Source organism: Thalassolituus sp. UBA6592 (assembly GCF_002433655.1).
Taxonomy (GTDB): domain Bacteria; phylum Pseudomonadota; class Gammaproteobacteria; order Pseudomonadales; family Oceanobacteraceae; genus Venatoribacter.
Genome location: NZ_DJIO01000162.1, coordinates 12,396 through 24,929, shown reverse-complemented (window position 1 = coordinate 24,929; position 12,534 = coordinate 12,396). Strand labels below are relative to the sequence as shown.

Genomic DNA, 12,534 nt, shown 5'->3' with positions numbered 1-12,534 from the left:
CGGTAAATTTACTGCCTCTGATCGACATCCACAGAGTTCAGCTTTGTTCCTGCCGCCTGGCGCTTTTTAACGGCCGCCATTGTTGCATTAAAAGATCCATGCTCTGGTAAAAAAATTCTTCGCCCTGCAGGCGGGCATAGAAGAGTGCGCCTTTGCAGCTGAAAACAAACAGCCGCGCCATATCGTCCGCAGCCGACTTTATTGCGCTGTCAGATAATCCGCTGAGCGGGCATGACTGCTGTGAGGTCAGCTCGCCGGATTGAAGCCCTGCGTAAAAGACACCGCTGACCCACTGATGTTCTATTGCTGTCAGTTCCTGCATGCGGGCCTGAATGGCTTCTGGCAGTACCGCGAGATCACTGTACAGAGCGCTCACCGGGCACTGCTTATGTTCATTGAATGTGTGTTTGGCGGCGGCGCGCAGGTAGCGCTGCAGTTTGTCTGTGGCGTTTGTGCCTTGCTGATCAAAATGCGCAAACCCCTGCAGCAGCCATTGCTCAGTCCAGTCACACAGGGCCAGACCCAGGTCGTTCTTCTGGGCAAAGTGATGATGCACACTGGCTTTGCGTATGCCCAGTTCATTGGCCAGATCCTGATAGCTGAAGCCACTGAAACCGCGGGTGCAGAGCAGGCCGGCGGACACCTCGATCAACTGATCGCGCGTGCTTTTACTACTGGTGCGTTGGTCGGTACTGGTTTTGCCCGTCTGAACTGCCATAAGGTTTGTCGCTTATCGTTATCTGCAGGTCTGTGACCCGATTGCTTTAGCCTACCTACTGGTAGGTTGGCTTTCAGGGGGCATTTGTGCCAGTTTGCAGGACGCGTCAAAGCTGATACGGATTCATGAACAGGCCTGCGCTTTTCTTTATACTGCGCCCAGACAGAAAAACCGACACACACAAGGGCAGGTCAGTAAGGTTATGCAGCTGGAAAATATTGATAAAACATTGTTCAAAAAGCGTCTGAACCGTTTTCAGGCGGCGCTGGTGGTGGGACTGATGGTGCTGTCACTGCTGTTGTCTGAGCTGTATATCGCTCTCTGGGGTGGGGAAGAATCCAACACCATGCTCAATGTGGCGGCGGTGATCACTGCGCTGTTGCTGCTGGCTGGGGTAATGAATCTGCTCAAAGATCAGCCGTGGATGTACGAGATCCGCTACGTAAAGCAGCTCAAAGGCGAGCTTAACCGTATCTACCGTGCCAGTAAAAAGCTGGAAGAAGCGCTGGCTGCGGATAAGCCGGAAGCGATTATCGTCAAATACTTTCAGCTGCATGGCTCAAAGCATCTGTATCAGCTGGAAGACAACACGTTGACCATGGAAGAGCAGAACCGCCAGATCGCTGAACTGGACGAACGCATTGCAGCGCTGGGAATGACCGTCGCGGTGGAAGACTACTCGCCGCAATTGCTGGACCGGCTGTAAGCGCAATTGCCAGCCGGCAGGTACGTGCGACACCTGTTTCAGCTGCCGCACGTAATGCACCCGGAGCGCGAACCATGTACACTACGCGCTCTTTATTTCCCTGATGATGTGACCCCGCAGGCTTATGCCCATGATGAAATATATCTCGACCCGCGGAAATGCCCCGGAACTGACTTTCGAAGACGTGCTGCTGACTGGTCTGGCGACCGATGGCGGCCTCTATGTGCCTAAAGATGTGCCTCAGTACAGTCTGGAAGAAATCCAGTCCTGGCGCGATCTGCCATACACTGAGCTGGCACACAAAGTAATTTACCCCTTCGTTGAAGGCTGTGTAGACGCCGATGCGCTGAAAACCATGCTGGAAGAGGTGTACAACAACACCAACTTCGGCCACAAAGCCATAGCACCGCTGCAGCAGATCGATCACAACGAATACGTACTGGAGCTGTTCCACGGTCCGACACTGGCGTTTAAAGATTTCGCTCTGCAGCTGCTGGGCCGCCTGCTGGATTACGTACTGGAGCGTCGCAACGAGAAAGTTGTGATCATGGGCGCCACATCCGGTGACACCGGTTCCGCAGCGATTGAAGGTACCAAAGCCTGCCGCAACGTGGATATCTTTATCCTGCACCCTAACGGTAAGGTATCGGAAGTACAGCGTCGTCAAATGACCACGGTGACCGGCGATAACATCTACAACATCGCCATCGAAGGTAACTTCGACCAGGCGCAGGATATGGTCAAAGCCAGCTTCGGCAACCAGGATTTCCTGCGTGGCGAACGTAAGCTGGTGGCAGTAAACAGCATCAACTGGGCGCGCATCATGGCGCAGATCGTTTACTACTTCTATTCCAGCCTGAATCTGGGTGGCCCGCTGCGCTCCATGGCGTACTCTGTGCCAACCGGTAACTTCGGCGATATTTTTGCCGGTTACATGGCGAAGAAAATGGGTCTGCCAATTGAACAGCTGATCATTGCCACCAACAGCAATGATGTTCTGCATCGTCTGATGAGCAAAAATCAGTACGAAGTGCACCCGCTGCAGCACACCATTACGCCGTCTATGGACATCGCAGTTTCCAGCAACTTTGAACGTCTGCTGTTTGACCTGTACGACCGCAATGGTCCGGTACTGGCTGAACTGATGCAGCGTATGAGCGCACGTAAAGACGTGGTTTCACTGGATGAAGACCGTTTGGCCCGTGCCCGTGAGCTGTTCGACAGCTACGCGGTAGATGAAGCCACGACCGTCGATATGATGAAAGAAGTGTTTGCGGAAACCGGTTATCTGCTGGATCCTCACACAGCGATCGGTGTGAAGGCTGCGCGTGAATGTCGCCGTAACCCGAATATTCCGATGGTGACTCTGGGTACTGCGCATCCGGTTAAGTTCGAGGATGCCGTGAATCGTGGGGGCTTTGATATGCCAAAACTGCCGCATCATCTGGCCGATCTGATGAGCCGTGAAGAGCGTTTTAACGTGATGCCAGCGGATCTGGAGCAGGTTCAGGCATTTATCGCTCAGAACACTTTCAAGGACTGATGTTCAGCGGATTTTATTCGTATACCCGTACTCAGTTGACTGTGTCGCGGGTTTTAGTGATAAGAAACTAAAATTAAGGCTGCCGTAAGGTGGCCTTTTTTTGTGCGTTTGAACTATTCTTTCAGAGTCGGGGCCTGCACAGGCCTGTGCCCGTTTCATCCAACCTGACCGGGGTTGCACTTGGATAACCGTGATAAGGACGTCAGCACTTATATGGCGGCGTTCGATTGTCTGCAGGAAGCAATTTATATCGTCGCGGCGAACACTGCTGTCGTCGTCGGCTGTAACCTGTCTGCCTGTCGTGAACTGAAAAAGTCCCGGAATGAGATTGTCGGTCAGTCTCTCTATGTTTACCGCGAAGACGATTTTGATGCCGGCCACTGGCAGGCAGTTCGTCAGCGGATTGCGGATGAAGGTCTGCTGGTGCAGAACAGCTGGTATCTGCGCGAAAACGGCCACGCTTATCCGACCGAAGAGATCATAAAAAACATCGACTGGCAGGGGGCGCAGGCTTTGCTCTTTTCTGTCCGTGATATCACCCCCAGGGCTGCTGCCAGTACCAGCCTTGGCAATCGTGAGCCACTGCTTTCATTTGTACTGAATGAAGCCACCGATGGCATGTGGGAGTGGGATGTCGCGCGCGATGATGTCTTTTACTCTATGCCTCTGAAACGCATGCTGGGGTATGGTCCGTATGAAATAGACCATAACCTGTTCAGCTGGCAAAACAGCATTCATCCGGATGACAGCCCGCGGGTCATGTCGGAGCTGGAGCATTACATGAACGGCGACCGTGACCGGTACGATCTGGAATATCGCCTCGGTAAACGCGGTGGTGGCTATGTGTGGATCCATGACCGTGGCCATGTTACCGCCCGGGATACAACAGGCAAAGCCCGGCATATCGTAGGTATGGTGCGGAATATTCACGCGCAGAAAGTCATGGAAGAGCAGCTGATCCGCATGGCCACTCGGGATGAGCTTACCGGCTTGCTCAACCGTCGTTCCGGCTACATTGCCTTTGAGCAGCAGCTGCAGCTGGCTAACCGCGAGCAGCATCCGCTCAGCATTGCGTTGTTCGATCTTGATGCCTTCAAAATGATCAATGACACCTATGGCCATCCGGTGGGAGACCGCGCTCTGAGCATGGCTGCAGGCATGATGACGTCGCGTATCCGTCGTTCGGATATTCTCATGCGCTGGGGAGGGGAGGAGTTTCTGCTGGTGATGCCACATACGGATGGTGAGGGCGCACGCGCGTTAGCTGAAGCTGTACGTGAAACCTTGCAACAGGCGCCGTTCAAAAATGGCGCTGAACGCATTCAGCTTACACTTTCTGCCGGAATAGCCTCGACCGGAGAACACGGCACAACAACATCTCAGCTGGTGCATGCCGCAGATAAGGCACTGTATCTGGCAAAAGGTAAGGGCCGTAACCGCGTCGAGGGCTGAGTCAGGGCTGAATTGAGGCCGGGCCACATTTTTCTCCCACCGCATAAAATGTTAGTCTGCAGTGATCTTCATCAGGCTACACACTATGAATTACCTCGATTGGTCAGAATATAAGCAGGGCTGGATCTTCCGTCATCGCGAGTTGCCGGTGGGCGCTGATGCTCTGGCAGAAATCCGTCCGCTGGCAGCGGACAGTGCGCTGCAGATCTGGCGTCAGTACATCAGTAAAGAAGCGACGCATGCGACCCATTTTCTTGGCGATGACTGGCCAGCCCGAAATGGCATCTGGACCGAACAGGGGAACTGGCAGGAAGCCTGGGATAGCGACAGCAATGAGTTGCCGGAGCTGATCGCCGCGCATATGAGCTGGGATGATAATACCGTCGTCTATTTCTGCTACAGCGCTGAGCACGTGGTTCAGACCTGCTGGAAAGTTTTCCGTGAGCACTGGAAAAACTTTTTATTCTTTGACGATGAGCCCTTTCTGATTGGTAAAAAACGCCAGCAGGTTGCCTGCTTTCATTCTGACGGCAGTTTTAATATTGGTATGAAACCGGATCGATAACTGTACAGTAATAAACGCATAAATAAACAGTTATCAGGTGTTGTTATATTTCTGACAAAAAGATCTGCTAATAATGCGACTGATTTGTATTAGTTATAAATTCCGTATTGGATTGTTATGTTTCAGTCAATAGCGGCTTTGTCGTCGCTTATGGTCAGGCTTTATACAAAAGATAAGTAAAAGATATTGCATGTTCTTGCACGGTTTGGAACCTGCACATAGACTGTCTGCAATTAAGCACAGGAGTGAACGATAATGAAAGGCGATCCGAAGGTAAATGAGTATCTGAATCAGATTCTCTGCATCGAGCTCACGTCCATTAACCAATATTTTCTCCATGCCCGAATGTTTAAAAACTGGGGCCTGGAAGAACTCAATGAAAAAGCCTACAAAAAATCCATCAAGGATATGAAACAGGCTGACGCTATTATTGAACGGATTCTTTTTCTTGAAGGTCTGCCGAATCTGCAGAAACTGAACCGTCTGCGCATTGGCGAAAAGCCGGAAGAAATGCTGCAGTGCGATATGGACCAGATTCTCGAACAGCTGCCAGCAGTGAAAGAAGCCATAGCCTATTGCGAATCGGTCCGCGATTTCGTGACCCGCGACCTGCTGGAAGACATCCTGGAATACGAAGAAGAATATCTGGACTGGATTGAAAGCCAGCAATATCTGATTCAGCATTCCGGCATTCAGAATTACCTGCAAAGTAAGATGGGAGACGATTAAGTATGAAAGGCGATCCGAAAGTTATTGAGATGTTGAATGATCTGCTGGCCGGTGAGCTGACCGCCATGGATCAGTACTTTATTCACTCCCGCATGTACCAGGACTGGGATCTTGGCAAGCTCTATGAGCGCATCAATCACGAGTTTGAAGAAGAGAAAGATCATGCATCTGATCTGATCGAACGCATCCTGTTTCTGGAAGGTATTCCGGACATGGTGACCCGTGAGCCGATCAACGTCGGTAAAGATGTTCCTTCCATGCTGAAAGCGGACCTGGATCTTGAGTACGCGGTTGTCGCTCATCTGCGTGAGGTCATGGCCTACTGCGAATCGGTCAAGGATTACGTGACCCGTGATATGCTGCGTAAGCTGCTGGATGACACCGAAGAAGATCATGCTCACTGGCTGGAACAGCAGCTGGGGCTGATCGACCGTATCGGATTGCAGAACTATATTCAGTCGCAAATGGCGTGAATGGTCTGAAACAGGCTGTTTCAAAAAGGCTCCTTCGGGAGCTTTTTTTGTGTGCGCCTGTCATAGCGGGCTGCTGTTCCGTTTTTGGACCAATCTGGCCCGGCGGAAAGTAAATACCCCATATTCAGCTTATAACTACTCTGTGGTTAAATGCCGTCAACCTGAAGATATACCGGAGGCTGTTATGCCCTCAAGGGCAGCCATTTCCCTTACTGCTATCCTCGCTCTGAGCAGCGCGGGATGTTCCACCTGGCCATCACCCAACCACACTGCGGTGACCAATGATTCAATCCGCGGCATCGTAGAAGAAGCCGTGCAGGGCCAGCCACAACCAGAAACCCCGCCTTCATTGGTGCTTGAGTGCTCTGGTCTTGATGACGCCCGCAATCAGCTCAGTCAGCAGGCGGCTGCGTTTGAGAAACTGAGCAGCGAAGTTCAGGCTCTGACTGCAGCTAATCCATCGTTTGCCAACAGTGACTGTCCGGCGGTCGCCGGTGACGCGGCGGATAAACTGGATGGCCGTGTACTGGTTGGCTCCACCGAGTGGATTTATATTTCGCCACCGGGTCATCACTACAAAGCCCGGGTCGATAGTGGCGCTGCTACTTCTTCCTTAAGCGCAGTGAATATCGAGCGCTTTGAACGTAATGGTGATAAGTGGGTTCGCTTCGACCTTAAGCACGATGATGAAGCTGAGCCGATCCGGGTTGAGGCACCGTTGTCCCGTCACGTCAGAATTCGTCAGGCCTCCTCGGATGAAGCCGACCGCCGTCCGGTGGTTATGCTGACCGTGAATCTGGGTAATAACCTGCAGATCGATACCGAGTTTTCCCTGACTGACCGCTCACAGATGACCTATCCGATTCTGTTGGGCCGCAGTTTCCTGCGCGATGTCACTCTCATTGATGTGGGCAGACAATATGTGCAGCCAAAATTTGAACCGGATCAGCCAAAACCGGAAAAGAAAACCCTGCAGCCCGTAAAAGAGAAACAAAAGCAGGAAAAATCGGCAAAGGATGCCAAAAATGCGGACACGGACAAAGACGACAGCAGTAGCCAGGTGCTAAAAGCTGAGCCGAAAGATTCACAGGCGGCTGAGCCGCAGGAGTAAAAGAAGTGGCGTTGCCGTCGCAAGCTAAATTACCGCGTTTACCGCTGTATATCATTGTCGCCGTACTGCTGGTAGTCGGTATCTTTTTAATTCTGCACCGCCACTGGGTTTACGAAGTCCCATTGATGTATGGCGAAACGCAGACTATCTGGTCGGTGGAAGCCAGTGTGGAGTTTACTGCCTATGGCGACCCGGTGCGGGTGTCTATGGCCAGACCTGCTGATCAGGATGGTTTTACCCTGTTAAAAGAAGCGGGTGCTTCACCGGGCTATGGCCTGAATTTTATCGAAGGGGATGACCCGCGCGCCGAGTGGACCATCAGGGCTGCCAACGGTCGTCAGGAATTGTTTTACCGTGCCGAGGTTCTGGTCAGTCAGATGCCGGCGATGGAAAACATGCCCGCGCCGGAAATCCGCGCTGTAAGCTGGCCTGAACCCTATGCGACGGCTGTTAACAGTGTACTGAGTGGTGCTTACTCAACCTCGGCGGATAACCTGAGTCTCACCCGCCAACTGTTAAAACGGTTCAGTGATCAGGATCCGGATCAGGATACCCTGCTGTTAAAGACCCATTTTTCTGATCATCTGCCACAACTGATTGCCGATATGCTGAACAAAGCCCGTGTGCCATCGACTCTGGTATACGGTCTGCCGCTGGAAGATGGCCGCCGCCGTCAGCAGTTGGTAACCATGCTGCGCGTGTGGTCGGGGTCGGGTGACAGCAGTCAGGTATTTCAGCTTCCGGGCGAGCCGACGGAAACCCTGACCAGTGAGCCGGAATCCATGCTGCTGTGGGAGCAACATGGCGCGCCGGTGCTGGATGTTATGGGCGGACGCGATTCGAGCGTGCGTTTTTCCATGATCAAACGTGAAGAATCGACCTATGCAAACATTGCAGAAAACCTGTCGAGTCAGCACGATTTTCTGAATTTCTCCATTCACAGTCTGCCGATCGAAGAGCAGGCGATGTTCAAAACGATTCTGCTTATTCCCATTGGCGCTCTGATCGTCTGTATTCTGCGCGTGCTGATCGGCATCCGTACCTCCGGTACGTTTATGCCCGTACTGATCGCGCTGGCATTTATTCAGACATCGCTGGTTACTGGTCTGGTGGGTTTTCTGATCGTCGTGGCGACCGGTCTGCTGATCCGCAGTTATCTGTCGCGGCTTAACCTGTTGTTGGTGGCGAGGATAACCTCGGTGATTATTACCGTGATTGCCATCATCAGTATCTTCAGTGTGTTGTCTTATAAGGTCGGGCTCACGGAAGGTCTGAAGATCACCTTCTTCCCGATGATTATTCTGTCCTGGACCATTGAACGTATGTCGATTCTCTGGGAGGAAGAGGGCGGTCACGAGGTGATGGTTCAGGGTGGCGGCAGCCTGCTGACGGCAGTCCTTGCGTACTGGGCGATGAATGATCCGTGGGTGCGTCATCTGACCTTTAATTTCATCGGTATTCAGTTGGTTATTCTGGCTCTGGTGCTGTTGATCGGTTCCTACACGGGTTATCGTCTGCTGGAACTGCGTCGCTTTGCCTCTTTCGGGAGCAAGTGATGCTGACCTGGCCATGGCGTCTTAAAGAGCGCGGAATTCTCGGTATGAACCGGCGTAACGTCGGTTATATAAGCCGTTATAACTCACGCCGTCTCTACCCTTTGGTAGACAACAAGCTCAAAACCAAAATGCTGGCGCAACAGGCCGGCATTGCCTCGCCGGCATTGATCGGTGCGATAAGCAGTCAGCATGACGTCAACCGCCTGGGGGATATCCTCAGCGGCGTACAGGGCTTTGCTATTAAACCGGCCAAAGGCAGTGGCGGAAAAGGCATTCTGGTGCTGAATAAACGCGATGGTGGCTTTATTAAAAACAGTGGCAGCCATCTGTCGCTGGCTGATCTTCAGCGCCATACATCGAATATTCTTGCCGGTCTTTACAGTCTCGGCGGTACGCCGGACGTTGCTTTAATCGAAGAGCTGATTGAGTTTGATCAGCAGCTTTCTGAGTATTCGTTTGAGGGTGTGCCGGATATCCGGGTGATTGTCTGTCGCGGTTATCCGGTGATGGCAATGATGCGTCTATCCACCCGCAGTTCTGACGGCAAAGCTAACCTGCATCAGGGGGCTGTGGGCGTTGGTATTGATATCGCCACCGGACGTGCCCTGAATGCAGTGCAGAATGGCGTTACCGTTACTCATCATCCGGATACGGGACGGGCTCTGAAAGAGCTTCAGGTTCCTGAGTGGGAAGTTTTGCTGGAGCAGGCAGCAAAATGCTACGACGTGTCCGGCCTTGGTTATCTGGGCACGGATATGGTGCTCGACCGCCGTCATGGCCCAATGTTGCTGGAACTCAATGCCCGTCCCGGACTGGCGATTCAGGTGGCTAACGGTACTGGCTTGTTGCCGCGATTGCAGCGTATTGACGCACTCAGTGAGGCAGATACGCATCTGCCCGTTGAGGAAAGGGTGCGCCGCAGCCGTGAGTGGTTCGGCAGCGGCGACGCGATACAGGCAGCCTTTATTCCAGAAGCGCATCCAGACCAGAGTTGAGATCATTAACCGCGCTCAGATCAGTGCTGGCGCGGTTGAAATCCATGCCGACGGCCTTGGCCACTTCGACCGGAAAACCCTCCTTGATCTGCTCTTCATCCATATTGCTTTCATGGGCGTTGTAGAGGAATTTCGCGATATACAGAATGCCTGCCATCTTACTGTAAGGCTTATCCTGATCCGGATAGTCCTGCTCCAGGATTGCCTGCTGCATTTCCTGCGGAAACTTCCAGCGCTTAGCCAGCTCGGCGCCGACATCCGCTGAGTTATAGCCGAGTTGTCCATTTTCCAGACTGTAACGCTTACTGCCCAGCGACTCAGCTTCATCGATGCGATGAGCTTCTTCCGGTAAAACGATACGGATCAGCAGAGATCCGATGGAATGCAGCATACCGCAGGTAAAGGCCGTCTCTTTTTCACCGTCGGGTACATAACCCGCTATCCATTTCGACAGGGCTGCGACGGCGAAGGACTGACGCCAGAACTTCTTCTGATCAAAGCCTTCCGGCGCCTTAAATGCACCACTGACACCGGACGCCAGCACCATGGTCCGTAAGGTACTGAAGCCCAGTAACATAATGGCGTCATGTGGGTTGGATACAGTGCGCGACACACCGTAATGGGCTGAATTAGCCAGTCGTAACACTTTGGCTGTAAGAGATTGGTCGCTCGCTACTTTCTTACTGATATCATCAATATCAACGTTATCATCGCGGAAACTTTCGATCAGTTCCTGCACAACCTTTGGAATATGCGGCAAAGTGCGGGATTCGGCAAAGATGGTGGCCATACTCATAGTTATTCATCCGTTGGTTACCTGATAATCAGCATAGGTCAGGAAATGTCATTGGGTGAAAGAATCAACCGCGAATATTGTAAAAATCTGCGTCCACAGATTGGTGCAGTGGCAAGAGGCTGGCGCCGGGATTGGCCAGATGCGCTGGAAAAATGGCACTTTTATCTTAGACCTGTCCTAAGTCTTTGATATTATTGGAAGAAACAACGGAGTTCTTATGACGAAACCACGACTTGGCTTTATTGGTATGGGCCTTATGGGTGTACCAATGAGCAGGCGTTTGCTGGCCGCCGGTTACCCGCTTACGGTCTGGAACCGTAATCCGGAAAAGACCGCAACACTGGCTCAGGCGGGGGCGAAAGTCGCAGCGGATATTGCCGGGTTGGTGGCGCACAGCGACATACTGCTGATCTGCGTGACGGATACCGCAGCGGTTGATGCCGTTGTGTTCGCCGAGGGTGGTATCGCATCTGCCGCGCGAGCCGGTCAGGTGGTGGTGGATTTCTCCAGTATCGATCCGGCTGCGACCCGCGATATGGCCGCCCGGCTGAAGGAAAAGTGCGCTGTTGATTGGGTCGATGCCCCTGTTTCCGGCGGAGTGGCCGGTGCCGAGCAGGGCGCCCTGGCGATTATGGCAGGTGGTGATGAGGACCTAATCGATCGTCTGCGCCCCGTATTGGCGCCACTGTCGCAGCGGGTAACCCGCATGGGTGAGACCGGCGCCGGGCAGGTAACCAAAATCTGTAATCAGATGCTGGTCAGTTGCAATGTTCTGGTGATGGCTGAGGTTATGGCCATGGCGGAAAAAGCAGGCGTAGATGCAGCGCGCATACCGCAGGCGCTGAAAGGTGGATTTGCTGATTCCATTCCGCTGCAGTTAACCGGTCCGCGTATGGCGGAGCGGGATTTTGATGCGGTGAAGTGGCATGTAAAAACCCTGTTAAAAGATCTCGATATGGCCAATGATCTGGCCTGCACAACAAAAAGTGCCATTCCAATGGCCGGTCTCGGCGCAGAGTTAATGCGTTTATTTGCAGCGCAGGGGAACGCCGACCGTGATCCCTGTACTCTGGTCACAATGTATTCGGAGAAAGACGGGTGAAACTCGCCGTTAATTTATCACTGATGTATACCGAACTGCCGTTTCTGGAGCGTTTTGCTGCAGCCCGTAAAGACGGATTCAACGCGGTAGAAATTCAGTTTCCTTACGACACACCGATCCTGGATATTCAGCAGGCACTGCGGGAAAATCATCTTCAGTGTGTGCTGATTAACCTGCCGGCCGGCGATCTTATGCAGGGTGGCGAAGGTCTGGCCGCTGTTCCCGGTAAAACGGCGGAATATGCGGCGGCAATGGTTGAGTGTCTGGCTTACGCACGGGCGTTGAAAGTATCCTGTGTTAACGTGTTACCGGGTCGTTGTACGGATGAAAATAAGCGCGTCTTTTATCTGGATACGTTTAAAAAGAATCTGGTAAAAACCGCTGACAGCCTGGCACCGTTTAATATCACCACCACATTTGAAGCCATTAATACCCGGGATATGCCTGATTTTCTGGTGAGTACCGGCGAGCAGATGCTGGATATTATTAATGAGCTTAAACACCCGCATATCAAGGCTCAGTTTGACGTTTATCATATGTCGCTGATGGGCTGCAAAGTCTGCGAATTTATTGAACACAACGGTGAACATATCGGCCACATTCAGTTTGCGGATATTCCCCATCGCGGTGAGCCGGGTACCGGTGATCTGGATTTTTCGGTGATATTTAACTGCATTGAATCATCGGATTATGCAGGCTGGGTCAGTGCCGAATACCGGCCAACGAAGCTGACCTCAAAAACGCTGCAATGGCTGGAAATCGTTCCGCCGGAAGCGGTCACTTCCTGA

General features: G+C 52.5%; 13 protein-coding genes. 11 read left to right on the top strand and 2 right to left on the bottom strand.

Translation table 11 applies throughout. The features are described from left to right. Positions 1 to 37: 37 nt before the first annotated feature. Entirely contained in the window at positions 38 to 718 is a 681-nt protein-coding gene (locus B2Z72_RS16470) for a TetR/AcrR family transcriptional regulator (RefSeq protein WP_296980120.1), read from the bottom strand. A gap of 202 nt (positions 719 to 920) precedes the next feature. Here B2Z72_RS16470 and B2Z72_RS16465 point away from each other — a divergent pair, with 202 nt between their 5' ends. The 9 genes from B2Z72_RS16465 (at position 921) to B2Z72_RS16425 (ending at position 9,848) form a co-directional block, all read left to right on the top strand. Continuing rightward, complete coding sequence (locus B2Z72_RS16465; protein WP_296980118.1) at positions 921 to 1,424, top strand: DUF3087 family protein; 504 nt, start codon at positions 921 to 923, stop codon at positions 1,422 to 1,424. Between the two features lie 133 nt (positions 1,425 to 1,557). Further along, complete coding sequence (gene thrC, locus B2Z72_RS16460; RefSeq protein ID WP_296980131.1) at positions 1,558 to 2,967, top strand: threonine synthase; 1,410 nt, start codon at positions 1,558 to 1,560, stop codon at positions 2,965 to 2,967. A 180-nt stretch (positions 2,968 to 3,147) separates the two neighbouring features. Beyond that, complete coding sequence (locus B2Z72_RS16455; RefSeq protein WP_297005318.1) at positions 3,148 to 4,419, top strand: sensor domain-containing diguanylate cyclase; 1,272 nt, start codon at positions 3,148 to 3,150, stop codon at positions 4,417 to 4,419. An 85-nt stretch (positions 4,420 to 4,504) separates the two neighbouring features. Next, positions 4,505 to 4,984, top strand: coding sequence for a DUF2947 domain-containing protein (locus B2Z72_RS16450; protein WP_296980418.1), 480 nt, complete (start codon positions 4,505 to 4,507; stop codon positions 4,982 to 4,984). A 255-nt stretch (positions 4,985 to 5,239) separates the two neighbouring features. Further along, positions 5,240 to 5,713 carry a bacterioferritin gene (gene bfr / locus B2Z72_RS16445; protein WP_296980420.1) on the top strand — a complete coding sequence of 158 codons (474 nt, stop codon included), beginning with the start codon at positions 5,240 to 5,242 and terminating at the stop codon, positions 5,711 to 5,713. 2 nt (positions 5,714 to 5,715) lie between these two features. Then, a complete protein-coding gene (gene bfr, locus B2Z72_RS16440; RefSeq protein ID WP_296980423.1) occupies positions 5,716 to 6,186 on the top strand; it encodes a bacterioferritin in 471 nt (156 codons plus the stop codon). A 184-nt stretch (positions 6,187 to 6,370) separates the two neighbouring features. Then, positions 6,371 to 7,297: an ATP-dependent zinc protease gene (locus B2Z72_RS16435; RefSeq protein ID WP_297005315.1), complete on the top strand. Its 927-nt coding sequence runs from the start codon at positions 6,371 to 6,373 to the stop codon at positions 7,295 to 7,297. A gap of 5 nt (positions 7,298 to 7,302) precedes the next feature. Further along, entirely contained in the window at positions 7,303 to 8,853 is a 1,551-nt protein-coding gene (locus B2Z72_RS16430; protein WP_296980428.1) for an inactive transglutaminase family protein, read from the top strand. Next, on the top strand, positions 8,853 to 9,848 hold the full coding sequence (locus B2Z72_RS16425; protein WP_296980431.1) for an alpha-L-glutamate ligase-like protein: 996 nt from the start codon (positions 8,853 to 8,855) through the stop codon (positions 9,846 to 9,848). The genes B2Z72_RS16430 and B2Z72_RS16425 overlap by 1 nt, the downstream gene beginning before the upstream one ends. On the opposite strand, the gene B2Z72_RS16420 is transcribed toward B2Z72_RS16425, so the two are convergent. Further along, positions 9,817 to 10,644 carry an HDOD domain-containing protein gene (locus B2Z72_RS16420; RefSeq protein ID WP_296980434.1) on the bottom strand — a complete coding sequence of 276 codons (828 nt, stop codon included), beginning with the start codon at positions 10,642 to 10,644 and terminating at the stop codon, positions 9,817 to 9,819. The genes B2Z72_RS16425 and B2Z72_RS16420 overlap by 32 nt on opposite strands. A gap of 217 nt (positions 10,645 to 10,861) precedes the next feature. On the opposite strand from B2Z72_RS16420, the gene B2Z72_RS16415 reads away from it, so the two are divergent. Together B2Z72_RS16415 and B2Z72_RS16410 are read left to right on the top strand one after the other, a co-directional pair. Further along, positions 10,862 to 11,746 carry an NAD(P)-dependent oxidoreductase gene (locus B2Z72_RS16415; protein ID WP_296980436.1) on the top strand — a complete coding sequence of 295 codons (885 nt, stop codon included), beginning with the start codon at positions 10,862 to 10,864 and terminating at the stop codon, positions 11,744 to 11,746. Beyond that, positions 11,743 to 12,534 (top strand): hydroxypyruvate isomerase family protein, encoded by a 792-nt coding sequence (locus tag B2Z72_RS16410; RefSeq protein ID WP_296980439.1) that lies wholly within the window; start codon positions 11,743 to 11,745, stop codon positions 12,532 to 12,534. Before B2Z72_RS16415 ends, B2Z72_RS16410 begins: the two co-directional genes overlap by 4 nt.